Genomic DNA, 22,577 nt, shown 5'->3' on the forward strand with positions numbered 1-22,577 from the left:
TTCAAAACGCAACCGCAGCCTCTAAATGAATAGGGCACATACAGCATAGGGAGATGAACATGGCTCACAATCCAATGGGTACGGACCCGGTCGATTCCGAAAACGACCCGATCTTTAACGCAACCACACAAAAACGAAACGTGGTCGACCCACGTACCGGTCTATTCGAGACTTATTTTCGATTGAGCTCGGTAATCGGGAACGACGGCAACGGGCCAGTGATGGACATAAGTATTCACAACACGCCGGTGGTCAATAATCTTTTTTCAATAGGGGATGGTTGCTTCATTCCGATGACTCAATATGACGAAGCCCGTGGAAAATTGACACTGTACTCGGGTGAAGTTCTAAGCTTTACAAAAAACAATCGACTTAAAAACCAACCCGGCGTCAAGGAAAAGTTTGAGCATGGCGGACTGACGATACGCCATAAGGGTGGTAGAACAGAATTCCTCGTAGAGGTGCCAGGCACAAAAATTTATATGCTGGATACGTTGACCACCGACGGCTATAACAGCGTACACCTCACTTGGCAGGCAACAAATCGCGGGACAATTGAAAAGCCTGAATATCAGATTCAACTAACCGGCATCAAGGATGCTACCCGCAGGCTGCTCAACGTCGAGTACACCGCCGCTGTCCCAGATGCAACTCCGGCCATTGAGCGCGCCAAGTTTATCTTCTGGCCTGATGATGCAGCCAAAACAATGACTTATACCCTGGATATCACGGATTACGCCCTGCGGTCCGTGAGCCTGGGAGATGACATTCAGACGACCTTAGAGTATGACGACCATCCCACATGCGGCTGGCTGTTGAAAAAGATCAAGACCTTCGATGGCCTCGAAGAAACGGTTGAATACAAAGAAAATGGGCTGGACTTCCCAGACAAACCGAAGTTGTCGAAATTGCCCTGCGTCAACACGCACACCTTGACACCCAATGGGGGCGGGACGCCTGTTATCACAACGTATTCCTATGCATTTGATACCGATAATGCGTACAGCACCATTATGAGTGAAGGCGTACCGGCAATCCGCACCACGATTTATCAATACGATGACAAGCATGTCGTCAAATCAGAAACCGTGATACAGGGTACTGCCAAAATCGTAAAAAATTACGACGCAAAAGTAGTTAATAGTGCACTGACCCAGCTCAATATCACCACCACTTACAAAAAAGCAAATAAAAGCCGTGCGGAAAAAATTGCAAATGAACTACTGACTGGCGCCGCCCTGTGGAGCAATGAGCAAAATGATCTCTTTACTAAAATTGAGTACTTTAAGGTCGACGAAAGTTCTTTAAACTCATTGATGGATGACATTTTTAATGCATCCAAAAAAGACCCGGGGGACAGACCGCAACCACAATGGCGTGACAAGGATGCTGGCAGTGATTTTGATTTTGCCTATGTTTCCGCCGAAGTACTTCGTATACCGCCAGGCCTATTAGAGAAATTGCTCCCCGACCTCCCCCTCCTCCGCAACCGCAATTTCGACGTTCAGCAGTTCAAAGTTCACAGCTATAGCACTGTGCCCGAAATGAGTGAGGGAAAGCTGCGCAGTACATTGCAAGTCAATCTTGCCAGCAATGACCTGAACCGTAAATTTGCCGATGCCGCACTGACAGGCAAGGAATACACATACTACCTGGAGGACGGCTTTCGCAAAGGGCGCCCAAAAAGCATCCGCCAGTCCACTCTCAAAAACAGCACCCTGGAACGGACGGTAAGCGAACCCTTGCGCACTTTCGAATACGCTCTGGGAGGCATAGGCAACACCGAACTGACCACCACGACCACCGATACGGATGACCAGGGCAACCAACGCACTGCCTCGGAAACTCTCAGCACCCTCAATGGCAGCCTTATTCGCCAAGTCGACACCGATGGCAACCGTACCGAGTACACCTATAACCCATTTGGCCAACTGGCTACTCTCACGGTGTGCGCGCAAAGCCCGACCTATCGCCAAGTCACCACTTACACCTACCCGGCGCCGGGCCAGGTGCAAATCACCAACCCCAACGGGGAAACGCGTTTAAGCCAGTACGATGGCCGAGACCGTTTGGTGAGTGAATACCTGATTGAAGGTGACAAACAAAAACTGACCAAAACCGTCAGCTACGACCGTATCGGGCGTGAATTACGTACCACCTTTTATGATTATGTGATCAATAGCCTTCGCGTCAGCCATTGGCAGGAAAATCAATACGATGACTGGAACCAGGTCTGCGGCATCACGTACAGCGACGGCCGGCAGGACTTCGATTTCTACGATCCCGTCGCGTTGACGCGCACGCAGTGGACGGGAAAAGCCACCGACAAGCACGCTACAGTCACCTCCTTTAACACGGATAAGACGATCAAAAAAATCGAATGGAAAGGTGAGGATGGCAAGGTCTACCAAACCCAGACAGCCAGCTACAGCCATTTCAAACTGGTCACGCGGCTGCACACCGACGGCGAGCTGGGCGAAACCACCATTGATTACACCTACGATGGCAGCGGCCGCCTGCTGAGCGAAAAACATAGCGAAAAAGCCAAAGGGTTACTCGCGCCAAGCCTCGTCTACACCTACTACTACACCAACCCCAAGCAATGGCTACTGCGTGAGGCCGAACAGGTGGAGATTGAGTTCGACGGCAAACGCCAGCGCCTCGGTAATCGCACATTCGACAGTTGGGGCCGAGTCACGTCCATGACACGCGGTACCTGCACCGAAACCTACACCTATACCGGCGCCAGCAAGGTGCCAACATCCACCGAGACCGCTGAAGGCAGCGTCCTGCAGCATGAATACATCAAGGAACTGGGTAACCGCCTGGCCAAAACCCGAACCGCTAACGCCGGCGAGCAAAAGAGCTTCACTTACGCCTACGGAACACAGGGTATCGCGACGGCCAGCGAAGGCGAGCATTTGCTCGAGTACACCCATGACCGCTATCTACACGTGACCCAACAGCGCGTAGAAACGCAGCCCGGCCAAGCCAAAGAGGCGCTCTCGAACTACTCGATGGGTGGGCTCGCGATCGAAAGGACAGACACGCTAGGTAATAGGACGGTGTTTCAATACAACGTGGCGGGGCAGCGTATAGCCGCCGACAGTCGTCGTTTTAGGAGCGATCATAATTACGATGAGCAGGGACGCATTCAGCAAGAAACGATCAGAGGTCCCATAAAGTCGTCCGATCCGACCATCAGCTTCGCTGCTAATTACACCTACGATTCACAACACCGGGAAACCAGCCGCCAATTTACACTCAGCGGCAAAGTTGACCTCACGTTGGCGAGCACCTACTACGCCGATGACAAATTGAAGTCGGTGCAGCTCAAACAAGGGAGCACTGTGCTGGGCTCGCGCAGCCTGACCTACACTCCGGGCGGGCGACTCAAGGCCTGCACCACCACCGGTGTATGGCGACCGAAGACGCCCAAGAACAAAGACATCGACAAGCAGGACTTTACTTACGACGCATTGGGTAATGTCACCACGTGTATCACCACTTTCGGCACCGAGAAGAATACCGCGACCTACACCTATGACGGCTTGAATGGTTTCCGCCTGAAAACGCTGAAGAACGATCATGCGGACTACCCCACCGCGCTCGCCACCTTGAGTTATGACCTGGCCGGGCAGATGACCCAGGACCATACCGGTAAAAAGTACACCTATGACTGGCTGGGGCGATTGACCCAGGCCGGGAGTACCCGTTACAGCTACGACCCCTCGGACCGTTTGATGACCCGCGAGCAAGACGGCGAACAAACCCAACTGATCTATGACGGGCTCAACGTATGTGGCGAGTATTCACTTGGGAGCGATGATGCTTATCGCAACCTTAACCCTGGGAGCTCGGGCTGCACGGTGCAGCAGATCAAACGCTCGGGGGTTATGAGAACGCTGTTTGAACTGCGCGACGCCTATGGCACTGTGTTCGTCAGCTACGACCTCAACGCCGAAACCTTTAAGCACCACGCTTATACAGCCTGGGGCGAGCATTTTTCCGACGAGCCCGACTCAATGCTGGGCTTCAACGGCGAATACCGCGACGCCGCCACTGGCCAGTCCCCGCTGGGTATGGGGTACCGCTGGTATGACCCGCAGAGAAAGGGTTTCGAAAAAATGGACACGTTAAGCCCACACGGAGACGGTGGCCCGAGCATGTATGGCTACTGTGCCAACGGCGATCCTGTCAATTATCAAGACCCCAGCGGGCACCAAGACGTGCAGGTCCAATGGACGGCCCGCTTTGGAGGTACGGAGCCTGGGGCACTCGGGTTCGGATCCGGACCCGCAGGCGCAGTGATCAGCGCCATCATTTGGGGAGGGCTTGGCATACTCACAACCTTCCTGTCGGGCGGTTTAGCGCTCCCGTTGTTGGCCTCGTTGGCCGCGCTTTCGCTTGCCGCAGCTGTCGGAGCAGCACTGACCAGCGAGTCCAATCCCGAGTTATCCAAGACGCTGGGCTGGATATCCCTGGGGGTGGGAGCACTCGGTGGCCTGGCATCGTTGGCGGGAAAAACGGCGACGCTCTCCTTATACCTGGCGCGAACCGCTCTTGCGGCTGCCAGAAACCTCGTGGGTAAAGCGGTTCCCGTCGCAACAATCGCACTCAGACATCTGGGACAGCTCAACGGCCTTGGGCGTTTAAGCTTGAAGGCGCGATTCTTAAAGGATATTGGATTCAACACAAATGCGCTGACATTCAAGGAAGTCATAAAAAGCTTCAGCGTCGCTGAGATCAATACAATCATCTTCGTCCTCACGGGGGCTTTTGGGAATGCGAACACGTTTGAGCCTGGCCCCCTCAGAGTTACCAATACCCTTGTTTCAAACCTCACATGGGGGCCTTGGGGGCAGTTCATGAAAATATGGTCGAAAGTCCGACGCTGACTGAGTGCCTGCCTCAAACCTTGACAAGAACAAGAAGGCGGGGCCCCTAGCCCCGCCTCACAGCCTCAGTACAATCTGCGCACAGATGGGCTATAAAACCCAAATCGCAGGCAAAAAAAATCCCGCAGCACCTCGGTGCGCGGGATTTCCTTTTATGTTTGGCGGGAAACCAGGGATTCGAACCCTGGGAACGCTATTAACGTTGGCCGGTTTTCAAGACTGCCGATTAATCTATGCGAAACAGCAACTTAGCCTAAAATAGTTTCCACAACTGAGCAGTCATAGCATCTCTGAAAGCCAAGCGGCGCAAGGGGTGCATATCGTGTTGCGGAAATGATTTAGCCCCTCTCTCCGGCGTCCTGCCGACTTAAATCAAATACCTCTTTACACCCACTGCTACGCTGTTCATTCAACCGAGGAACAGACATGCCGAATACCGACCTACTACCCTCCCTGCTCTCGAAGCTCTACGAAAATCAACTCGCCCTCGAAGCGTCCATCATGGAGCTCTCGAATTGGGTTGAGCAGCGCGGCTCCGCAGACGTCGCAGAGAACATCCGTGGCGCCCTGCACACCATCGACGAGAACGAAGAGTTCATTAAGCTGACATTGGCGGTGCTGATGGCGCCGGAGTGACCGCCTCTCGTCGCCTCAAATCGCGTCACACGCAAACCTCGATTACTGTATGCGCATACAGTATCTGAGTTTGCCCACCATGCACCCGATCGACGAAGACACCTCCGCGTGGCTTGGCTGCCCTACGCCTCTGGAAATGTACAAACACCAGTGCGCCCTGCTCGAGGACGAGATCACACAGAGTCAGGCCCTCCTGCGAAAGGCACGACAAAACATCGCTGGGCTGGTGCAGTTGAACGATGTGCTGGCTACGCGTTTAGCCGAGGTAAAGGAAGTCTTGAAAACGGCACAGGTGGAAGTCGCGCAGCTCAAGGAGCGATGCTCAGAGCCTGCAATCCTCAGCATGAAACTTGTTGCTGAGCAGCGCGATTATCTCTTTAGGGAGAATCAGCGGCTAATGTTAGAACTCAAGCGCGCCGAGGCGCCCTCAACCTAAGTCGTCGGCATACGCGGTCAGAGCATCATTTACCAACTTACCCCACTGCGCGCTGTCAATAAGTCCGTGGTCCTTTAAGACATTCGCGGCATGTTCGATGGCTTGATATCGCTCTTGCGAAGATTGGAATGTATGCGCTGTGTCATGACTCGGCGTAACTGATAGCTCTAATGCTTTAAGCTCAATTTTGATCGTCATGAGGAATGCTCTGGACAAGTGCCTGCGGTGTAGAGCCCACGTGCTGACCAGTCGTTCCATCAAGTCGGACGAGTGGGGAAGATTATGTGCGGAAGACTCACACAGTACCGGGGGATCCACGACTTCGTAGCAGCGTTGAGCATGCCCAATCCCCTGGCGAACTCCGCCGGTGAGTTGCCACTCGAGCGCTATAACGTAGCCCCGACAACCCAAGTTGCCCTTCTCCACCTGCACGGTGATCTGCTGTACGCCGACATGGTGCGCTGGGGCTGGCGACCACACTGGGCCAAGGACAGGGCCGCGCCGATCAATGCGCGCGCCGAGAAGGTAGCCCATGGACCGTTCTTTCGGGCGATCTGGCCGCACCGGGCAATCACGCCCATCGATAACTGGTTTGAATGGGTCGATGAAGGCGGACCTAAAAAGCAGCCCTACCTGATCCGGCGCCGCGACGGCGCTCCGATATTCTGCGCTGCAATTGGCCAACTGCCCGATCCCGATGAAGGTCCGGGCGAGCATGACGGATTCGTGATCATCACCGCCGACAGCGCCGGGGGCATGGTGGACATACACGACAGGCGGCCGGTGGTGCTGACCCCCGACCTCGCTCGTGAATGGCTTGACCCGGCCACGCCCAAGGAGCGCGCCGAGCAGATGGTGCTGCACCAGGGCGAATCCGCCGAGGCCTTCGAGTGGTTCAAGGTCGACACCGCCGTGGGCAATGTGCGGAACAAAGGGCCTGAACTCATCCGGCCTGTAGACTAATTGTCGTAGAAGTACCAAATCACAGATGCCACGGTAGCTACCCAGCCGAGGGTGAGCAAAAACGATAACCCTGCAAGCCGCTTGTCCATGATTCCCTATCGATAAACAGATGACCGAAATACGAGCGCCAAAGGTGAGCGTAGTTCAGTGCGCTCAGCGTGCAATGGCACGAACGTATGCCTGGCACGCCCGCAGCGCGATCAGTCCTTGGTCACCGGCGTCGGTGATGCCGATAATTCGTTGAGCATGCGCTGGGTCAAGTTGGGCTCGACGGGCTGCATGAACCACGCCGACGGCGCCGGGGGTGGGAGGCACGTCGCAGCCACTGGTTGAATCCGTGGCGTCGAGAAGGACTGACAACCGCACATCAGCAGTAGCAAGGCGGTCACGCAGCAGAGCCTGATTGCGCTGGGCATCGGATAATTCCTTGGTGTGTTGTTGGTCCAGAGTGGCAAGTTGCTGTTCGGTGGTCAGGCGCTTGTCCTGCTCCGCCATCTGCTGACGCCAAGCCTCACCGGTGATTGCGTCCAGGTCCTTCTGGTGTGCGGCACCCTGCTCCGCAAGCTTCTCGGCGATCTTCTTCCCCATGCGCCAGTCCTGCACCTGCCAGGTTCCTGCGGCGCTGACGGCCATCGCCAGCAAGACCAAAGCAACTAAGCCGGCCAGCTTCTGCACCGGCGTCATGCCAGCGCCCGCCGCACGCCTTCGGCCAAGACTGCGTCGGGATAGGCATACCCCGCGTTCTCGTGATGAATGATCGCCTTGACGAAGCCGGCCATCACCGCCGGCTGGGCCAGGTCGATCTCGGCACCAGGTCGGGTGCCGGTGTTCGCTTCGACGGCACGCACATAGGCAGTGGTGTCGTTCTCAATTGACGGCGCCCAGCGGCCAATGATGGCTTCCACGGTCTTCAAGCCGTGCTTGCGCTGGTACGTCAGCAGCACCTTGCCCAGGGCGCGGATACCGTTCTCGGCGGTGTCAAACCTGGCGAAGCGCTTCTCGATGGCCGGGTCGGGCTTGAGCTGGCCTTGCCACTGGTTGGCCGGGCTGTAGTCGATGTTGCCGGGGTTGTTATTGCGCACCCCACGGGTTTCGGTGATAGGCATGCTTTTCTCCAGGCGAAAAAAAACCGCTCAAGGCGGCCGTGGTGTTCTGGCGTTTCTCAGGATTCAGCGGTATCGCCAAGTGGCTGAGGATCTCCCGCTGACGTGGTGCTGACGATTGGCGGATTCTGCGACGCAGGCAAGTCTGGCACCAAAATGTGCAAAGTGATTATGGTCTTCAGGTCGTATGGCGCGCCGCGCATGGTCACGTAAATCGTGAGCAGACCATCTTGGAAATCCGTTTCCACCTCTGCCCGGCTTTCGGATGGGTGAAGTGTGTAGCCCCAGCCTACATCTTCTGGCGGATAAGGCACCATGCCTTGGCTGCCGGTGACGCAATACACGCCTACGTCTTTGCGGTAGCAACCAACGTCGGTGCCGCCCATTGAGTCCATGAAATACTTCTCGCCGGTCTTGCCGACGATATTTAAAGCTGCTCTTGCCATGATCAGATCGCCTTGAGTGTGCCGTCGGCCATTCGGGTGGTATTGGCGGTGGTGTAAACCTTCGCCCAATCGCTTATTGATCCGTTGATTGACTGCCTGAAATAAGACAAAGAAGAGCTCATATAGAAAGCCTGCTGCGTCCAGTTGCTGCTGGATGCATCATAAGCGCAATGAGTGACAGTGCCGAATCCCGACGGAAGAGCCAGGGTATTAGAGTCAAACTTATAAATCCCGGTCTTTGAGATCTCGTTCACGTTTGCGATATAAGGAACCGATGTAGAACCGATACCGAAGTCAGCTACTTTCAGAAGTTGCCCCGTAGTACCGGATATGGCCCCGGTCGTAACATCCGAGTCAATTGCCGTGCCGACCGATGTACGACCCGTGCCGCCTTTGCTGACAGGCAGAATGTCAAAGTTACCGGTTGTCCCCAGTGCTGCCAGTTTCGGGCCGAACTGGTGGTTGAGGCTATTGAAGGCATCCGACAGCATTTTGTCGTAGCCCTGCACCGGCATGATGGCGTAGGCGGCGCCGGCTACAGTTGGGCCTTTATACGCTGGCAGGATCGATATCACCGTGGAGCTAGCGACGTTTGCCAGTTCGTAGATCGCGCCATCTGGGCCAACGAATGAATCTCCATTCCTGCTGCTGGCAGCAAAATCTACGTTTGTGCCGATGACCATGTTACTGCCGTTCTCAACAGCAACGGTTCCTGCTCTTTGCCAAGGCATATATATCTCCTCTATTTCGAAAAACCCCCGCTTTGGCGAGGCCGAAAAAGTCTACAAATTAGTTAAATGGAAAGGGCAGTCCAGAGGTTTCAATGGCTAGAGCTGTTGGTAGGCGATCTGTTGCGACTTGTGAAAAACTGGGAGGCATTGGCGTGCCAGTAACCACCATGGGATGGTCCTCGGGTGTTCCTCCCGCCGGCCCGAACATGAACTGAATGCCGCCAACTATGCCGCCGCACCCCTCACTACCACCGTAGCGGAAGGTGTTATATGGCTCATTGCTTCCGTATACCCATATTTGACATCCGCGACTCCACGGAAGATACGCAGCATATTCGATACCGGGCCGAATGCTCATCGTTACTCTCGCTGTATATATATTCACTTGGAAATTAGGGCCGGTTTGGATCTGCTCTCTTGCAAATACTGCTCCTGCATATGGCTTGCTGCCGACTGGAATTGGGTATTGCGTTGCTTGCGTGCCAATTGGTGGAGGAGCCTGAATAGCACTTACAATATTCAGTGGGGGCTGTAGCGAGTTAAATGACATGCTGGAATCAGGCTTCCTCGCCTTTAAATATCCCCTTCCAACAAAAGCATCCTGCATCAAATCAAAACAATAAAACTTTGTATTCGCGCTTGCATTTGTATACAAAAAAACCATTGAGTTTCCGATTATTTTTGTTCCCTGCAAACAACCGGACCCAGTGAGGAAGACAATTGGGGACTTTGCATTGACGACTGCAAACCCATAAATCACGTCAGAAAAGGCCACGCTCTGACTGACAGTTGACTCTGTCCAGTTACCACCCCAGTTCGGATCAACGTTCCCCCCTTTAAATTGCCTCCTACGCCAAGTCTCAATAAAGGTCATATAACCGCTCTTCACGAGCCCATAGGTTATGTTGTTGGTATCGAATAGCAGCGTGCCATCCTGCCTCTTAGCAACAAGCTGAGCCATTAATAGCACCCGTAGTAAATTATGCAGTTGGCTGAAAAGTTTCCCCAGCCATTTGCGTTATACGAATAGACCCACGACAGAACCCCGTTAGCAATTATGGCGGCGGGAAGTTTTCCTTTTTCCATTTGCCGGTCCTGCAAGGGAACAACGATGGGATATTGAGTCTTGCCCGGGGGCGCTGCTGGTATAGCGATTGACCCGCTTACAGAGTTTGTAATTATAGATCCTTGGGTTTGGCTGATACTCATTGTCATATCGACCTTAACCGCACCCGTGTCACGATCCCTTATAATCAGTCCGACCATATTAAAGACTCAGGTCAATGCCAACTACACCGTTGGCGTAGATAAATTTCAGGAATGTGTTGGTCAATCTCATCGTGCCGATGCCGGCAATATTCCCGTTCATTTCGAAAGTCCCGTCAAACGAAAGTCGCCACCCCGTAACTCCTGGGACATAGTTGTTCGACTGGATGTAGTTGCCGATCTTGGCGTTGGTGATTGATCCGTCCTCCAGAAAGGCCGACCGGATAAAGGTCTGTCCGCCAGACACAGAGAAAGGCGACACCGGCGTGCCGTTGGCCAGGTTGAGCAGCATGAACGTGTCAGCCCTGACCACGAACTGCGACGACACCCCAGATGGATCGACCTGCAGGCCCAGACCAAACGATGCTGCGTACTTCTGGCCGCCAGCCGTTGTTTCCATCTTCACCGACCAGAGCGTCTGCAACTGTCCATTGGTGTTGGCCAACGCTGAGGACGTTTGCTGAATGGCAGAAGTGTTCTGCCCAACAGTCGCCTCGAGCTTCGTCGTCTTGGTGGCCTCAGCTTCGATGGCCGTCGTTCTGACTTTGCTCTCTTCGACGATCGCAGCAGTGCTGGCCCAACCCTTCAGTGCATCAGCCTTCGCACCGCTCCCACTGTCATCGCGCGCCGAGGCGCGCAATGCGTTGGTCATGCTGGCCTGGGCCGTGACGACGCCGTCGAGCTCCGTGATATCCGCCGTGTTGGTTGCCACTTGCTGGGCCAGGCCGTTCGCAGTCTCGACAGACTGGCCAACATCCAACCAGAAAGCGCCGTTCGGCGGTGGTGTGCCTACCGGAACATCTACGAAGGCCTGATAGATTCGCCCACCCTCCACCACCATCTGGCCTTTCAGATAGGTGGCTTCTGGATCGTAGCCCTTCAAACCATCCAGCGAGTCGATCTGATCCTGCAGGCCGTCAAGCTCATCCAGTAGATCTTTGCCGAGCTCGGTTTTCGTGACCTTGCCGGTGAGCAGTTCAAGGACGGGGTCAGCGTTAGAGCTGGCCTGCCCCATCACGCCGTTACCGACCGGATAGAACGGCCCGACGTTGCCGGTACGGTCCACCAGGCGCGCCCAGAAGAACAGGGTTGCGCCCGCCTGCAGCTGCTGCATGCGGGAATCGGCTTGCGGATACGCCAGGTCCGCCAGCTTGGTAGCCAGCGCCAGGTCGTTCGCTGGGCCGTACCACACCTCAGTGCGCTGGGTATCCTCTGCGCCTGGCGGGAAACCCCACCTGACGCCGATTCCAAACAACTCACTGGTGGTGGTCAGGAACGACACCGCCGGCGGCAGGCCGACTTTGCCTTCCAGGTTGGTCAGGTTTGAGCTCTTCCAGATTGACGAGATTTCGAAAGCGCTCACCGAGCGCACGCGCGCCAGGTAGGCGCCCGCGTAAATCCCGGTGACATCAACGCTGGTAGAGCCGGTGCGGTGCACCTTGATCCAATTGCCGCCGTCCTTGCGCCACTCCACGTCGTAGGCGACCGCGCCATTCACGGCAGGCCACGAAATGTTCATGGTGCTGATGGCGATGCCCTGGTTCACGGCGTAGCTCGACGTCAGCGTGACGCTGGCCGGTGCCGGAACCACCGTGATCGGGATAACGCTGATTGGGCGCTCTTCCAGCCGCGCGCCGGTGTCGATGTGCGCAAACTTGCTCGGGTCGTACTGCACAGCCGAGATTTCGAACACGCCAGGCTCTGGCCGGGCCACGCTCACCACGCGGTAAAGCGGGATGGCCAGGTCGTCAGCATCCAGCGCCCACACCAATTCTGGCTCCGGCGCCACCGAGTAAGCCACAGTAACCGTGACCTGCCGGCCACTAACCAGTTGTACGGTGCGCCCCTCGCACTTGCCGTCGGGCAGGTTGAGGATAAGGCGTTCGCCGGGCTTGGCCTGGGTGTCACGGTCCAGCGTTATGACCTTGCCGTTCACCGCCGAGATGCGCCCGCCCACTGGCCGGCCAGCGAGCAGTTCGTCAGCAATCGGGATTACGTAGCCCGGCAGCGGAATACGCCCGTCCAGGCCGACCTTGAAGGTGACGGCCCGGTCCTTGGAGTTGGTGAGCAGTGCCCACTTCCCGCGGCGCTGCGCCTCCGACTCACGGGTGCAGCCGATGGCGCTGATCTCCAGCGGGTTATCGCCGTAGCGCCGCTGCAGCTTGGCATCGGTCACAGCGGTGACATCGGTGTCGAAGTTGTTCAGCGGGTTGTCGTAGCTGATCAGCGCCCGGGTGTAGCGGGTGCGCTCCGACGCGCTCGAGTAGGTGAACTTGCCATCGATGACGTTCGCGCGAGTGTAGGCGAAGTCAAAATCAGTGGCGCGCGGCATATCCGACAGCGTAAATACTTGGCCTTGGGCCCAGTAGGTCATGCCGCGGTAAATCGCCGAGATATCGCGCAGCAGCGACCAGGCGTCGGCCTTGCTTTGCAGGTTCAGGTTGCAGATGAAGCGCGGCTCCATGCCGCCCTTCCCGTCCGGTACCAGTTGGTCGCAGTATTGGGAAACCCGATACAACTCCCAAATATCGACCATCCACGGCTTAATGCGCCGACCAAGGCCGAATCGATCGCTTGTGGTGATGCCGTAGGTGTGCCAGACGGGATTATCCGTCCACGCCTCCTTGAACGTACCATCCCAAATTCCGGTGTAGCTGCGGGAGCGCGGATCGTAGTTGCTTGGCACCTGCCACTTTCGACCATCACATTCGACGGTGACAGCCGGGATATTGCGGAACTGCTCGGCCGAGAACTCGATGTAGAGCAGGGCCGTATTCGGGTAACGAATCTTTGCGTCAATCACCTCGGTAAACCCGGCGATCTGCATGGTGTCGGAGATTTTGTTGTTGTTTTGGTTGATCGTCAGGCGGGTGATGCGCATTAGCCAACCAGTTGTCGCTCTGGGTAAGTCAATGCGACGTGTGCGCTCGTAGGTGCTGGTGGTCTTGCCGTCGACAGCCTCGCTCAGAACTTGCTGGTAGGCGCCGCCGTCGGTAGCCAATTCAACTTTGTACTCGATGCGGTAGCCATTAATGTTGCCGCCAGAGTCAACGGATTGAAGGGCTGGCCACGCAAGCCGCACACGAACAGCAGAAAGCTGAGTGTTGGTTATGGCGCGCACCCAGGGCGTTCCGCTGCGCAATTCTGTGCTGATCGTCGTCTCGTTTTCGACTGAAGGAATTCCGCCAATCGAGGTTTGATCCACGGCCCCGGTACGCCACTCCCACTTCACGCTCGGGAAGTTCATATTGCCCTGAGGATCTTGCAGTGGGGTGTTGTCGAGGCAAATATCGCGAGCAGTTGGTGTGCCTTCAAACTCACCCTCGCCCACGGCGATCAGCATCTTGGCAATTGCGACAGAGCGCAGGCTGTCCGGCGCCTCGGTCGGCGTCTTTGGCTTGTCTTCCCCGCCCTTGGCGCCGTGTATATCAAACTTGCGTGCTTCGCCCATGCTTTTCTCCAGGCAATAAAAAACCGCCTTTTGGGCGGTGCGGTGCTAAATCCTATTTCTAGGCTTTATCTTCGGAATAAATGGCGGCACTGATGATTGCGCCACCCCATCGCCGCCTACCAGCGCAAAGCGGTACGGGATTGCCGGAGGCGGTGGTATTTCTCGCCGATCCAAATGCGTAAGACGGTTGGTTTTCCGGGGCCGCACTCATCTTCAGGCCACCAGCTTGAGGACTGAGCATCTGAATAGCGCCACCAATAGCCATTGAGCCGCCGCCCATTCCTACCGCAAGCGCCGTAGCTGCCGACCAGCCAAGTGGGTTCCACCACGCCAACGCAACGATTACCACCCCAATAATGGTTTGTAGCAAGCCCGCACGTTTCGAGCCGGTAATGACGGGGACGATCCTGATTTCTCCTTTGCCCTGAAAGCAGAGTTCATCCTCGCCGATGTTTTTCTTCCCTCGGAAAACAGCGAACTCCATACCCCTCGACTTGGCGTTAGACAGGAACCTTTCAAAGCCTGGGATTTGCACACAAAGCGCCTTTATCGCTTCTGCCGGGGTACGAATAGAAAGCCTGTACTGCTTTCCGAACTGCCGCAGCATTCCCCCGAGCCGGATCGTTTCCATCGGCGAGTAGTAGATAGCAAGTGCAGCCATAGCTTTTCTCCAGATAATAAAAAACCACCCGGAGGTGGCTTATTTGTTTTGCTTGCCTATTTGGCGCAGGACCTCACTACATCGACGACTCTCTCAAGCGGAGACTGCCAGGTTCTATAGAAGTGATAGCGGACGCTTGATCCTCCTTTTTTCGGGATCACATCCACCAAGTGCAGTGGGGCCTGAGCATCCGGCGCCAAGATCGTATAGCGGTCACCAGATGTTTGCAGAATCCCGCCGATGCCAGCGCCCAGTACGGAAGTCCCCTGCCAGCCGTCGCGTATGCATTCCGCGACAACTTTCGCTGGCTTACTTGATTGCAGCGATAAGAGCGGGGGGTTGCTACGGGTGTCACCTACACTTGCGCAACCTGCCATCGATACCAGCGCCAATGCCCCTACGAACAATTTCATGCTGTTCCCTCATTGAGATATGGCGAGACTTTATCACCAAGCAGAGAGCAACACGAAAGCCCGCAATGGGGGCTATATCAATCGAAAACTTCTAACACTGCAATGCCTCCTCCAAGAAGAGACATTACGCTGTTATCAGCCCATACCAAATCAAACCACACCCCGCCGGACCTAGCCGCGACTTGCCGGACCAGAACCTACCAGCGGCTTCTGCCACCGCAATGACGACTGATTCCAATCGGCATTACGCTGTTGTCAGCCCTCACCTCGACATGCCCGACCTAACCAGGCCTAGCCCAACCTTGTCTCGCCACGCCACATGATGCGTTCGCACCGCAATGCCCTCTCATAGAAAGGACATTACTCTGCTATTGACCAAGAGCCTTTCGGGTCATGCCCTGGAGCGCGGAAAACTTTGCTACAGCGTCAAGGTTTGCACGTCGCTGATCATCGGTAAGCTCCGTTATCCTCAGATTCCTCAGCTTTTCTCCACTCCCGCGAAACGCCTTCCGGACATTCCGGCCCAGCTCACTTACTGCAACTTCTGTCTGCTCATGAGGCGGCACCCAGCGGTAACCACGGCCTCGCACAGACTGAAGGCAGACCTGATGATGCTTGAGCAAGTCCGATTTAAATGCCTCCACGTTCGCAAGCCATTCGAACTGACGCTCACGAAACTTCTCAACGGTCAGCGACTTCGAGTCAGCCATGGAAGGCATTCCGAAACGTGCCTCCAACCACTCATGCCCGACCAGGTCGCCGTATTTGAATTCCTTGAGGAAGTCATCAACAGCTTGCTTGTAGCTCGGGTGCTTTGTCAGTTCAGACATATGCCACCTCGAAACGACCGAAGCGCGGCCGGTATTCACAGACGCCAATCAACAGTCCTGAGTCGGTGATCGCCTTTTTTGCTTCCTCTATGTTGAGTACGTCAGCGTTGATCGCTACTTCCAGCTCGACGCCCCATTCAAGAAAGATTGGCCGGTAACGCATGATCTTCGCCTGCCCAACCTTAACCCCGCGACAATCAACGAATCGCTGATCCTCCCAAAGAGAATCGGGAGTTGTCGGCCCAGAGAACTCCAGCTTTGCCTTGTCAGTCATTACGACCGCTCCGCGCTTCCATTGCGTGCCCAGCTTCTGAAGCTTCGCGCCAGCCAGGAACGTCGCATCGAAGTTAGCGCCGGGTACAAAGAATCCGAGCTTTTCATCGTGGTAAGCGCCGGCGATAAATTCAGAGCGAGCGATGGCAAGATGATCGTCGTCCGTCTTCTTGCGCTTTCCGGTCAATTCCTTATGAGCCTTTGTTGCGGGATTCAAAGGGTTGGCCAGCTTGTCGCTGTGCATCATCAGCGGAGACGTGCCGGTAATTTTTAGCGTGACAAGTTCCATGCTCATGCTGCGTCCCTCCGAGCAGCCTGGAAAATAAATCGGCAGCGCAGATTTTCAGTAGCAAGCGCCACAAACTCAAACATTTCCGCTGTGGAGACTGGCATATCCCTGTCCACAAGCATCGACTGCATGAACTGCTGCCGGGTCAAAACGAACGCACCCATTGGCACGGGCGTAACCTGCCGATTGCCGTGATGGTCGGCACTGACGAGGTACCGCTCACACTGGCCAAGCTTGTCCGGGATATCGAAGGACTTGCCCTGCCCCTTCGGAATGAACTCACCTTCCAGAACGGCGTATGCCGCGATGAAGTTCCGCGCAGCGTCAAGCTGATCGGCCGGAATATCTGCCGCCGACCGAACGCCAAAAGCTGCATGAGTCTGCGACCAGATTTTCGCGGTAGCCCGACGCTGAATAGGAGCCGGAAGGCTAGATACCTTGCCCTTCACTACCGCGCCAAGCATGTGAAACCCATCAGTGCCGATGGTCTGGCCTACCAGAGTATTCATCTTGCCAGTGGTATCTTCATACCGACCATGCTTACGGATCGTCGGAAGAACCTCAGCAGTCACCCACTTCTTGAAGATCTTGGCTTCGGCCTTGCGGCTCGTGAGGATCAGTGAATAGAGCCCCGACTCGTTAACCACGCTGAGATTCTGCGCGCCTCCAAGGGTGTTCATACTATGAATACCCCTTTCATCCTCATCCAGCCGGCTGAGCGCTCGAGCAGTGTTGACGATTGCAAGAGACTCACACACGTCAGTCGCCACGAACCACGGCTGATCATTAATTAGCAGCGTGCGTACCTGCTGCTTTCCGAAATTGAACGGGATGACATTCGAAACGGTTGTGCTAATATCGATCATGACGTTTTCCTGATAGTTAGACGTTCTGCTTCATGAGCCTCAAGCGTTGCCGCGCTTGGGGCTTTTTCATGCCTGCTTGGCTTGTTCATCTCGTTGCATCGCCTCCCTTAGCGCCTTCCCTACGAGCCAGTTCTGGCTGCGCTCCTGTTCCTGCGCCTTCCTTTCAAGCCAAGCCTTAATATCCGGCTCTGCCCGAAATACCACCTGCGCCATTTCCCTTACCTTCATACCCCCTCCAGATGCATCACCGTTGTTCATTACGCAAATGTATAACGGTGATGCATTGCCGTCAATACCACCGTGATGCATTATTTCGTTCCGTTAAATGGAACCGGATTTGAGATGAGTCGCAGCGATCCACAGTTCAACCTCCGCATACCAGAGGATCTTCGGGACTTGGTAATGGTCGCGGCCAAGCAAAACAAGCGGTCAGCTACTGCCGAGATACTTGATCGCCTAGAGCGAAGCTTTACTGAAACAGATGAAATGGGGGTTAGCGATCTTGATAGGATGAATCCTGAGCACCCGTTTTACAGTCCAGGCCCCAACCCCCAGATAACCACGAAAATCCACAAGGACCTTCTGATCACCGGGCTGGATGGCCCGCTGACGGCACAAGAAGAAAAGATCATGTCGGCAATGATCAAGGCCCTGCGCGGCATCGGCAAATTCGAAGAAGAAGATGCTGATATCCCAAACACGGGACCCAAGCCTCGCAAGCGCTACCCAACGAAGTGATTCGTCCGACAAGGAGCGTCAGATGTCATCCAAAGGACCAATATCAGAACCCGACAATTCCAGCGCATTTTCATCGGTCACAGTCTGCTTCGTACCCAGGGCTTTTGCTGCCAACACGCTGGCGAATCTCGGCCTGGTAGGCACTCTCTGCAAATATGGCGACAAAGAGTTTCGACGAATCGAGAAGCTGAAGTGCGACCTGTACTTCCCAGCCGGGACGTTTGTCGCTCTTGATCAGAATGGAAACATAGACAGCATCCATACCTTGTCCGACATCGGTCAGCTTGACCTGGCTTTCAACGACTACTTGAATTTCCTGATGGATGTTCGCCGGATCTACGAAGGGCCGGGCACCTACAACAACAAACTTGAGGCCGTCGAGGCCATGACCACAGGCATGGGACGCCAAGGGCATTCCCACGGCTACTTCATAGCCAAGCATGGCGGCGCCAGTCCACTCCTGGACAAGTGTGTTCAGCGAAAGCGGTAGCGAAAGCACGCACTATGCTGAACATAGCCCCCCATATCTGGTTCTCCGGAACATTGGGCAGCTGCGCGTGCCTGAGTGCATCGAACACAATGCTAGGAAGGAGAAGCTAATCATGTCAAAAACAGCCAATGAGACGCACGATGTAAAAGTCGATATAACTGGACATATCGAACTGCCAACTCTCAAATCTTTGTACATAGAAATGTACTTTGAGGAAACTCTTCTAAGCAGCGGCACTGCGTTCCTTGTGGCCCACGATAGGGAGTCGCATTGCTGCCTCCTGACAAATCGGCATAATGTAACGGGACGACACCAAGAAACTGGAAAATGCATAAGCCCCCATGCCGCCGTACCTGACTCTATGACTATTTATTTCCATAAAAACGGTGCCATGGGGGAGTGGGTTAAGGTAAGGCTACCCCTTTACCGAGATGACAATACTCCCTATTGGTTTGAGCATTCCAAACTAGGTAGCAAGGTCGACGCAGTCGCGATGAATCTTACCTGGGGCGGCGACGTCCAAAAAATCCCCTATTACCTATCAGAGCCTCTCGGACTTGATCGACATGGGCTGTTCGTCGGTCCAGCGGATACAGTAAGTGTTATCGGATACCCATTCGGGGTCGCTGCAGCTGGTAAATTCCCGATTTGGGCGACTGGTTTCCTAGCTCAAGATTTGAGCTTCGTAAATCCAAGCAATCCTTCCTTCCTCATCGACTGCAGGACAAGACAGGGCCAATCAGGATCGGCTGTTATCGCGTACAGGGCTGGAGGGTATAGAAAGATCGCAGACGGCCGGATGCAATCTGTAATGTCTGCCGAACCGACTTGGGAATTTCTAGGTATTTACTCTGGACGCATCAATGCAGAGTCGGATCTCGGTCGAGTTTGGAACGTTAGTGTGATCGAAGACCTGTGGAAATCGTCTGAACAGGATCAGCAACGCCGGGAATCACTTGCAATAAAGAATAAACAGATCTGATAACTGCCTACTGCACAGCTTTCAAAACCATGTCCCGCGTAAACTCATCTTTCGACCTGCAAACCTTATCTACATAAAGCTCATTTATATACCATATAGAATGGGGCTTTGTGTATGCCGGATTCAGCCTTCCTCCATCGGAGATCAGCATGCCAGGACCCACCCTCACCTTCAAATGCCTGGGCCACACCAAGCGTGGCGACTTGATTGAGTCCTACCAGCTGGAAGTTACCGACAGCCGTAGCGGAAAGACCGTGACTATCTCGGTCGAACCCAGGCACTTAGCCTCGGCCCGAAGTATGAAAACGATCCTGCTAGATCGGTGCATGTTCTACAAGTCATCGGGTACGGAGCACGACCAGATGTTACTTGAGCTCCTTGACCCTCTGGCTGAAAAAATCCAAAAATAGCCCTGCCCTGAAAAGCTTTTCACACTTGGCTTACACCTACGCCGCAAACACCCAAGGATGACAATGAACAGAGAGCTCTTTGCTAAGGATATCGATAAAAAAATCAAGCAATTTCATGGAACCTTCGACCGAAACGATGCCCTTTTAACAGCTGTGCTTCGTGGTCACATGATGGTTGAAGAGCGGCTCCACGACGTGATCTCAGCTGGCGTTGCATGCTATTCCCGCCCGCAAAAACAAAACGATGTTTTCACTTTTGGCACGGCTACAGAGCTGTGCCGATCAATCGTTGGGCGGGCTGCCGCTCCCCATATCTGGGGGGCAGTGAAATCACTCAACAATCTCCGCAATGCGGTTGGTCATCGAAACGAACCAGCCCGACTAGATACTCTATTGTTGAAGTTTTTTAAAGATAGCGAATCAGTCGCTATGATTCTTTACAAAGAGGGTGCGTCCTATAATCCAGAGGGTGAAGATGACGATACTCATGCCATTGCCGTCCGCGTCCGCATAATGGCGCTTTGGAGTGTTCTGGGGGTTATAGCTGACAACCTGGCACATGATTTAGATGACGCGCTGAAGAGTCGGAGGACTTGACGAGGCGATCGATCATCTAGACGTATAAAGCCCAGCGCGGGGCTGGGCATTGGAATAAGTCAACGCGCTAAAAAAATACATAAAACAGTTTCTGTATCACTGCCCATCCCCCGCAACAATCTCTAGCTCGGCCACCTTTGGTAGCCAATCTTTGAACTCACTAACTGTTCTTATGCAACGAAATCCGAAGGGAGTGAGCAAGAGCAGCCCTCCACTTCTTTGCTCACTACTCTGTGTATCCCACAGAGCGTTTTTATCAATATCACGTATTAGATCGATATATCGCTCATTGCCTTCTACCTCAACGACTAGCACTTCGAAGCCAACGTCGCGGATATCTTTGAATAATAACGGCTCCGCCTGATTGCCCGTTACGATATAAGCAGCTACTACTCGTCCATCTAGGCGGCTGTTAATTAGCTGCTGACGATCGTATGCCGAATCGGTTACTGAGCCAGGAGAACTGCTAGAAATTGACAGGCCGCCATCCTCTCGACACTCGACCTTCCAAGGCATCGGGAAATTATCGCTAAAGCGGCCTATTACTGTTCGACCTGGGCTGAACGACATTGAGACTGAGCCATAGAAACGCTGAAGCAGCTCAAAAAACAAATCGCCTCTCTGAATCGCATCGGATACATCTTCGAAAGGAAGGAGAATTGGAACCCCACCATTCCTTCGCCGTAACCGAAGTCCATCGTGCGCCAATATATAGTCTGCATGCGCAATTCCGTTTCGAATGTCGTCTCGGAAAGTTTCTCCAAGCAGACAGGCGAGTTTGGACATACCGATACTATCTGCCGCCTCGGCTAAACGACGAAACATCGCATTTGCGTTTGGTCCAATGATGGCTCTAGACTTTTTGTGCACTCGAACCATGTCCTGAAACGGCCAAAGATTGTAAGGCTTGAGCTGAGCCACCTGAATTGTGTTAAGCAACCCCTCATAGACACCACCAGCTTCCGCCAAATGGGAGTAGAGGCATAAAACGTAACGCATCTCCGCAAGACTAAGGCCGCCTTTTCGGGAGGTTGCCGTGGTTAGCTCAGCCTTGACCTCATGTGCGGTCTGCATGGTGCTCCAGCCTGCGTCTTGGGCGCCGCGAAACTCCCCGCAGACTGCCGCAACGGTATCTAGCTCGTTGATTTTTTGAGCAAAGGCAAAGAGATAGGTGAGCTGGGCATTTAATTCACGAATGAAGGTTGAAGGCTCCATCTTCGGCTTCCGATATCCAATAAGCTGCCTATGATAAGTCATTCCAAACATAGGCAACCATCAAACTCATGCTGCGGACGCCAAAATCCGCATGTCGTTCCCTCTTTGGTTTGGCGAGACTGTAGCACTGGGGGGCAGATGCAAAAAGCCCAGCACCTTGTCGAGTTTTACCAATCACATGGATGTCCAGTAAGCTGCGCATTCAAACTGGACAAGGACGACTCGCGTGATCACCTGCCACCTGAAGTATCAGATTGACCCTTATCAAATCGAAGCCTTTGAGCACTATTCGAAACTGTGGATTGGCATAGTCAACCGCATGGGAGGAACCCACCACGGTTACTTCCTTCCTGCCGAGGGCGCCAGCAACGTCGCCTATTGCCTTTTCAGCTTTCCGAGCCTTTCGGATTACGAGCGCTATCGCAAAGAATCAGAGACTGATCCGGAATGCATCAGCACATTCGCACTGGCACAAGAGAAGCGATTCATCGTCAGCTCCGAGAGAACCTTCTTGCGGCCAGTGCTCGATTGAACCCAAGCCCGGCCCGCCGGGCTTCCTAGCCGCTAATCACATGGAGTAAGTCGCTATGAAATTCCTCAAAGCTGCATGGGATAACCGTAAGGAAAAGAAAACCTGGGCCGGACTTAACGACTGGGCGCTCGCCTTCATCGGCGCCCCGAGCTTTCTGGTTGGCAGCTTTTACTTATGGGTTGTCACCACAACGACACCTGATCTGTTAGTCCTGACTCGCAATCACGGCCTACCGCTAAAAGCCATTTTGGCTTTCGTATTCTTGGGCGGCCTCGCAGTAAGCGCCTGGTTCTTTCTTAACGTCGCGCGTCGGTGCAGTGAGCTGCTATACGAGCGTAATTTCAAATAACG

At 54.4% G+C, this 22,577-nt stretch carries 23 protein-coding genes; 10 read left to right on the forward strand and 13 right to left on the reverse strand.

Translation table 11 applies throughout. From position 1 onward, the window contains the following. Positions 1-59 precede the first annotated feature (59 nt). The 3 genes from HX783_RS02190 to HX783_RS02200 all read left to right on the forward strand — a co-directional run bounded on the left by HX783_RS02190 (position 60) and on the right by HX783_RS02200 (position 5,970). Entirely contained in the window at positions 60-4,898 is a 4,839-nt protein-coding gene (locus HX783_RS02190) for an RHS repeat domain-containing protein (RefSeq protein WP_177015795.1), read from the forward strand. A gap of 426 nt (positions 4,899-5,324) precedes the next feature. Further along, on the forward strand, positions 5,325-5,534 hold the full coding sequence (locus HX783_RS02195) for a hypothetical protein (RefSeq protein ID WP_017528106.1): 210 nt from the start codon (positions 5,325-5,327) through the stop codon (positions 5,532-5,534). Positions 5,535-5,613: 79 nt separating this feature from the next. Further along, positions 5,614-5,970, forward strand: a complete 357-nt coding sequence (locus HX783_RS02200; RefSeq protein ID WP_177015796.1) for a hypothetical protein — start codon at positions 5,614-5,616, stop codon at positions 5,968-5,970. On the opposite strand, the gene HX783_RS02205 is transcribed toward HX783_RS02200, so the two are convergent. Further along, positions 5,962-6,168, reverse strand: a complete 207-nt coding sequence (locus HX783_RS02205) for a hypothetical protein (RefSeq protein ID WP_177015797.1) — start codon at positions 6,166-6,168, stop codon at positions 5,962-5,964. The genes HX783_RS02200 and HX783_RS02205 overlap by 9 nt on opposite strands. 84 nt (positions 6,169-6,252) lie before the next feature. On the opposite strand from HX783_RS02205, the gene HX783_RS02210 reads away from it, so the two are divergent. Next, positions 6,253-6,933: an SOS response-associated peptidase gene (locus HX783_RS02210; protein WP_177015798.1), complete on the forward strand. Its 681-nt coding sequence runs from the start codon at positions 6,253-6,255 to the stop codon at positions 6,931-6,933. A gap of 153 nt (positions 6,934-7,086) precedes the next feature. Here HX783_RS02210 and HX783_RS02215 read toward each other — a convergent pair whose 3' ends face one another. The 11 genes from HX783_RS02215 to HX783_RS02265 form a co-directional block, all read right to left on the reverse strand. After that, positions 7,087-7,617 carry a lysis system i-spanin subunit Rz gene (locus HX783_RS02215; RefSeq protein ID WP_177015799.1) on the reverse strand — a complete coding sequence of 177 codons (531 nt, stop codon included), beginning with the start codon at positions 7,615-7,617 and terminating at the stop codon, positions 7,087-7,089. Beyond that, positions 7,614-8,039, reverse strand: a complete 426-nt coding sequence (locus HX783_RS02220; protein ID WP_177015800.1) for a structural protein — start codon at positions 8,037-8,039, stop codon at positions 7,614-7,616. The genes HX783_RS02215 and HX783_RS02220 overlap by 4 nt, the downstream gene beginning before the upstream one ends. Positions 8,040-8,095: 56 nt before the next feature. Next, positions 8,096-8,482, reverse strand: coding sequence for a hypothetical protein (locus tag HX783_RS02225; RefSeq protein ID WP_177015801.1), 387 nt, complete (start codon positions 8,480-8,482; stop codon positions 8,096-8,098). 2 nt (positions 8,483-8,484) lie between these two features. After that, the gene (locus HX783_RS29875; RefSeq protein ID WP_256347085.1) at positions 8,485-9,213 is read right to left on the reverse strand and encodes a hypothetical protein; all 729 of its coding nucleotides are present in this window, start codon (positions 9,211-9,213) and stop codon (positions 8,485-8,487) included. Positions 9,214-9,271: 58 nt separating this feature from the next. Beyond that, entirely contained in the window at positions 9,272-10,174 is a 903-nt protein-coding gene (locus HX783_RS02235) for a hypothetical protein (RefSeq protein ID WP_256347086.1), read from the reverse strand. A gap of 306 nt (positions 10,175-10,480) precedes the next feature. Further along, complete coding sequence (locus HX783_RS02240) at positions 10,481-13,930, reverse strand: host specificity protein J (protein ID WP_177015802.1); 3,450 nt, start codon at positions 13,928-13,930, stop codon at positions 10,481-10,483. 58 nt (positions 13,931-13,988) lie between these two features. Further along, the gene (locus HX783_RS02245; RefSeq protein WP_017528114.1) at positions 13,989-14,591 is read right to left on the reverse strand and encodes a tail assembly protein; all 603 of its coding nucleotides are present in this window, start codon (positions 14,589-14,591) and stop codon (positions 13,989-13,991) included. Between the two features lie 781 nt (positions 14,592-15,372). Then, complete coding sequence (locus HX783_RS02250) at positions 15,373-15,834, reverse strand: hypothetical protein (RefSeq protein WP_177015803.1); 462 nt, start codon at positions 15,832-15,834, stop codon at positions 15,373-15,375. Then, positions 15,827-16,402, reverse strand: coding sequence for a hypothetical protein (locus tag HX783_RS02255; protein ID WP_122463349.1), 576 nt, complete (start codon positions 16,400-16,402; stop codon positions 15,827-15,829). Before HX783_RS02255 ends, HX783_RS02250 begins: the two co-directional genes overlap by 8 nt. Next, a complete protein-coding gene (locus tag HX783_RS02260) occupies positions 16,399-17,262 on the reverse strand; it encodes a BRO family protein (RefSeq protein ID WP_177015804.1) in 864 nt (287 codons plus the stop codon). The genes HX783_RS02255 and HX783_RS02260 overlap by 4 nt, the downstream gene beginning before the upstream one ends. A gap of 66 nt (positions 17,263-17,328) precedes the next feature. Continuing rightward, positions 17,329-17,490, reverse strand: a complete 162-nt coding sequence (locus HX783_RS02265; protein WP_017528118.1) for a hypothetical protein — start codon at positions 17,488-17,490, stop codon at positions 17,329-17,331. 114 nt (positions 17,491-17,604) lie between these two features. Here HX783_RS02265 and HX783_RS02270 point away from each other — a divergent pair, with 114 nt between their 5' ends. The 4 genes from HX783_RS02270 (at position 17,605) to HX783_RS02285 (ending at position 20,479) form a co-directional block, all read left to right on the forward strand. Further along, the gene (locus HX783_RS02270) at positions 17,605-18,000 is read left to right on the forward strand and encodes an Arc family DNA-binding protein (RefSeq protein WP_177015805.1); all 396 of its coding nucleotides are present in this window, start codon (positions 17,605-17,607) and stop codon (positions 17,998-18,000) included. Between the two features lie 22 nt (positions 18,001-18,022). Beyond that, positions 18,023-18,490 (forward strand): hypothetical protein, encoded by a 468-nt coding sequence (locus HX783_RS02275; RefSeq protein WP_177015806.1) that lies wholly within the window; start codon positions 18,023-18,025, stop codon positions 18,488-18,490. Between the two features lie 112 nt (positions 18,491-18,602). Continuing rightward, entirely contained in the window at positions 18,603-19,472 is an 870-nt protein-coding gene (locus tag HX783_RS02280; protein WP_177015807.1) for a serine protease, read from the forward strand. Between the two features lie 473 nt (positions 19,473-19,945). After that, positions 19,946-20,479, forward strand: a complete 534-nt coding sequence (locus HX783_RS02285; RefSeq protein ID WP_177015808.1) for a hypothetical protein — start codon at positions 19,946-19,948, stop codon at positions 20,477-20,479. Between the two features lie 96 nt (positions 20,480-20,575). On the opposite strand, the gene HX783_RS02290 is transcribed toward HX783_RS02285, so the two are convergent. Then, a complete protein-coding gene (locus HX783_RS02290) occupies positions 20,576-21,694 on the reverse strand; it encodes a hypothetical protein (RefSeq protein ID WP_177015809.1) in 1,119 nt (372 codons plus the stop codon). Between the two features lie 226 nt (positions 21,695-21,920). Between HX783_RS02290 and HX783_RS02295 the strand changes: the two genes are divergently transcribed. Both HX783_RS02295 and HX783_RS02300 read left to right on the forward strand, forming a co-directional pair. After that, the gene (locus HX783_RS02295) at positions 21,921-22,226 is read left to right on the forward strand and encodes an NIPSNAP family protein (protein WP_177015810.1); all 306 of its coding nucleotides are present in this window, start codon (positions 21,921-21,923) and stop codon (positions 22,224-22,226) included. 55 nt (positions 22,227-22,281) lie between these two features. Next, a complete protein-coding gene (locus HX783_RS02300; RefSeq protein ID WP_177015811.1) occupies positions 22,282-22,575 on the forward strand; it encodes a hypothetical protein in 294 nt (97 codons plus the stop codon). The last annotated feature ends 2 nt before the right edge of the window (positions 22,576-22,577 follow it).

The organism is Pseudomonas sp. D2002 (assembly GCF_013385735.1).
GTDB lineage: Bacteria > Pseudomonadota > Gammaproteobacteria > Pseudomonadales > Pseudomonadaceae > Aquipseudomonas.

What these genes read in the sequence shown, in the direction of transcription:
- HX783_RS02190 (WP_177015795.1), top strand. Translation starts at nt 60, where the DNA reads ATGGCTCACAATCCAATGGGTACGGACCCGGTCGATTCCGAAAACGAC.
- HX783_RS02195 (WP_017528106.1), top strand. Translation starts at nt 5,325, where the DNA reads ATGCCGAATACCGACCTACTACCCTCCCTGCTCTCGAAGCTCTACGAA.
- HX783_RS02200 (WP_177015796.1), top strand. Translation starts at nt 5,614, where the DNA reads ATGCACCCGATCGACGAAGACACCTCCGCGTGGCTTGGCTGCCCTACG.
- HX783_RS02205 (WP_177015797.1), bottom strand. Translation starts at nt 6,168, where the DNA reads ATGACGATCAAAATTGAGCTTAAAGCATTAGAGCTATCAGTTACGCCG.
- HX783_RS02210 (WP_177015798.1), top strand. Translation starts at nt 6,253, where the DNA reads ATGTGCGGAAGACTCACACAGTACCGGGGGATCCACGACTTCGTAGCA.
- HX783_RS02215 (WP_177015799.1), bottom strand. Translation starts at nt 7,617, where the DNA reads ATGACGCCGGTGCAGAAGCTGGCCGGCTTAGTTGCTTTGGTCTTGCTG.
- HX783_RS02220 (WP_177015800.1), bottom strand. Translation starts at nt 8,039, where the DNA reads ATGCCTATCACCGAAACCCGTGGGGTGCGCAATAACAACCCCGGCAAC.
- HX783_RS02225 (WP_177015801.1), bottom strand. Translation starts at nt 8,482, where the DNA reads ATGGCAAGAGCAGCTTTAAATATCGTCGGCAAGACCGGCGAGAAGTAT.
- HX783_RS29875 (WP_256347085.1), bottom strand. Translation starts at nt 9,213, where the DNA reads ATGCCTTGGCAAAGAGCAGGAACCGTTGCTGTTGAGAACGGCAGTAAC.
- HX783_RS02235 (WP_256347086.1), bottom strand. Translation starts at nt 10,174, where the DNA reads ATGGCTCAGCTTGTTGCTAAGAGGCAGGATGGCACGCTGCTATTCGAT.
- HX783_RS02240 (WP_177015802.1), bottom strand. Translation starts at nt 13,930, where the DNA reads ATGGGCGAAGCACGCAAGTTTGATATACACGGCGCCAAGGGCGGGGAA.
- HX783_RS02245 (WP_017528114.1), bottom strand. Translation starts at nt 14,591, where the DNA reads ATGGCTGCACTTGCTATCTACTACTCGCCGATGGAAACGATCCGGCTC.
- HX783_RS02250 (WP_177015803.1), bottom strand. Translation starts at nt 15,834, where the DNA reads ATGTCTGAACTGACAAAGCACCCGAGCTACAAGCAAGCTGTTGATGAC.
- HX783_RS02255 (WP_122463349.1), bottom strand. Translation starts at nt 16,402, where the DNA reads ATGAGCATGGAACTTGTCACGCTAAAAATTACCGGCACGTCTCCGCTG.
- HX783_RS02260 (WP_177015804.1), bottom strand. Translation starts at nt 17,262, where the DNA reads ATGATCGATATTAGCACAACCGTTTCGAATGTCATCCCGTTCAATTTC.
- HX783_RS02265 (WP_017528118.1), bottom strand. Translation starts at nt 17,490, where the DNA reads ATGAAGGTAAGGGAAATGGCGCAGGTGGTATTTCGGGCAGAGCCGGAT.
- HX783_RS02270 (WP_177015805.1), top strand. Translation starts at nt 17,605, where the DNA reads ATGAGTCGCAGCGATCCACAGTTCAACCTCCGCATACCAGAGGATCTT.
- HX783_RS02275 (WP_177015806.1), top strand. Translation starts at nt 18,023, where the DNA reads ATGTCATCCAAAGGACCAATATCAGAACCCGACAATTCCAGCGCATTT.
- HX783_RS02280 (WP_177015807.1), top strand. Translation starts at nt 18,603, where the DNA reads ATGTCAAAAACAGCCAATGAGACGCACGATGTAAAAGTCGATATAACT.
- HX783_RS02285 (WP_177015808.1), top strand. Translation starts at nt 19,946, where the DNA reads ATGAACAGAGAGCTCTTTGCTAAGGATATCGATAAAAAAATCAAGCAA.
- HX783_RS02290 (WP_177015809.1), bottom strand. Translation starts at nt 21,694, where the DNA reads ATGGAGCCTTCAACCTTCATTCGTGAATTAAATGCCCAGCTCACCTAT.
- HX783_RS02300 (WP_177015811.1), top strand. Translation starts at nt 22,282, where the DNA reads ATGAAATTCCTCAAAGCTGCATGGGATAACCGTAAGGAAAAGAAAACC.